The 2,167-nt window shown below is 40.5% G+C and carries 2 protein-coding genes; both read left to right on the top strand.

Translation table 11 applies throughout. From position 1 onward, the window contains the following. Nucleotides 1-50 precede the first annotated feature (50 nt). Nucleotides 51-839, top strand: coding sequence for a Na+/H+ antiporter NhaC family protein (locus ETB99_RS14455; protein ID WP_483860849.1), 789 nt, complete (start codon nt 51-53; stop codon nt 837-839). Between the two features lie 93 nt (nt 840-932). After that, a complete protein-coding gene (locus ETB99_RS14450; RefSeq protein ID WP_171700921.1) occupies nt 933-2,042 on the top strand; it encodes a mandelate racemase/muconate lactonizing enzyme family protein in 1,110 nt (369 codons plus the stop codon). Nucleotides 2,043-2,167 lie beyond the last annotated feature (125 nt).

Below are 2,167 nucleotides of genomic sequence, written 5' to 3'. Positions count from 1 at the left end.
ATTCATGTATAGTCCTCCTTGGTATCCAAATTAGGGGTCAATTCATCCGATTGACACCCCCGAATCATACCAAGAGGGCTTTTTTTATTCAAGTCCCCGAAAAAACTTCTAACAGGAATGCTCCTTTTCTATTGCTTATTCCATTACTTGTCATCGTGTTAGTGGCCAAAAAAGTGCCTGCCATTCCAGCGCTCATCGTAGGAATCATTCTCGGATTTTTATCTCAAGTTTTGATTCAAGGTGATTCCGTTTCTGACGCAGTTGGAGCTTTACAAAGCGGATTTGTAATCGATACAGGGAATAAGATGGTTGATGATTTGTTTAACCGTGGCGGTTTAGAATCGATGATGTATACCGTTTCAATGACAATTGTCGCAATGACTTTTGGCGGTGTTTTGGAACATACCGGAATGCTTCAAGCAATTGTGAATCAAATTTTAAAGCTTGCAAAAACAGCAAAAGGAGTTGTTGCATCAACGATTTTCTCTTGTGTTGCCACAAATGCCACTTGCTCTGAACAGTACATTTCGATCGTCATTCCTTCAAGAATGTATGCAAACGCATACATGGAAAAAGGTCTTCATTCAAAAAATCTGTCACGAGCACTTGAAGACGGAGGAACGTTGACATCTGTCTTTTTCCCTTGGAATACATGCGGCGTGTTTATACTTGGAACGCTTGGGGTTCATGCATTTGATTATGCTCCTTATGCTGTGCTTAATTTCATCGTACCGATAATCTCCATTCTCTATGCATTAACCGGATTTACCATCGAAAAGTTGCCAAAATCAGAAACGTTGGCACAGACGAAAGAACAAGAAGCTAACTTAAATGCATAAAGAGTGAAAAGGAGGCTGTCTTAAAAACAAAATAAAGACAGCCTCTTAGTAATAATCACAAAAGCAATTGTAAACGGAAAGGAGTCATTTTTTATGAAAGTTACTGCGATTCATCTTTATGCCATTCGCTTGCCCCTTCATGTTCCATTTGTGATAAGTTACCACTCATATCATGATATACCGTCTGTTATTGTAAAAATCGAGACAGATGAAGGAATTGTCGGTTACGGAGAAGGAGTCGCAGACGAACATGTAACCGGGGAAACATGGGAAAGCACGTTTTATATTTTAAAAAATACGATCGCTCCTCTCCTAATCGGTGCTAATCCAATGAATATTGAAAAATTACATGAGATGATGAATGCAACCATATACGGTGCGCCAACAGCAAAAGCAGCTATCGATATCGCCTGCTTCGATATTATAGGAAAAAAGCTTGGACAGCCCGTTTATCAATTCATTGGCGGCCGCTATCATGATGAATTTCCGATTACGCATGTTCTGAGTATTGCCGAGCCAGAGCAGATGGCTGAAGAAGCTGCTGCTATGGTCAAAAAAGGATACCGATCATTTAAAATAAAAGTCGGCACAAATGTTCATAAAGATGTGGAAAGAATTAAGGCCGTGCGTGAACGAGTTGGTGATGATATTGCCATTCGCGTTGACGTCAACCAAGGATGGAAAAACAGTGCTACGACCTTGGTTGCTTTGCGCTCATTACGCCCTTTCAACATTGACTGGGTGGAACAACCTGTTATAGCGGATGATATTGATGCGATGGCCTATATAAAATCAAAGACAGATATCCCAATGATGATTGACGAGGGATTGAAAGGACCGCGTGAAATGCGGCAAATTATCCAAAAGAATGCAGCCGATAAAGTAAATATTAAATTAATGAAGTGCGGCGGCATTTATCCTGCAGTAAAATTAACCCATCAAGCAGAATTGGCAGGAATCGAATGCCAAATCGGCTCTATGGTCGAATCCTCCGTCGCTTCTTCGGCAGGATTTCATGTCGCATTTTCGAAAAAAATTGTTACGAGTGTTGAACTGACAGGACCATTGAAATTTTCCAAAGATATCGGCAATCTCCATTACGATATCCCTTATATTCGCTTGACTGAAAAACCTGGATTAGGCGTAGATGTCAACGAAGATATACTTGACGAATTGACGGTTTTTCAAGATGTTGTTCGCTAAAGGAGCATTCCTGTTAGAAGTTTTTTCGGGGACTTGAATAAAAAAAGCCCTCTTGGTATGATTCGGGGGTGTCAATCGGATGAATTGACCCCTAATTTGGATACCAAGGAGGACTATACATGAAT

This window comes from Anoxybacillus sp. CHMUD (assembly GCF_013096965.1).
Taxonomy (GTDB): domain Bacteria; phylum Bacillota; class Bacilli; order Bacillales; family Anoxybacillaceae; genus Anoxybacillus; species Anoxybacillus kestanbolensis_A.
This window is presented reverse-complemented; position numbering and strand designations above follow the sequence as displayed.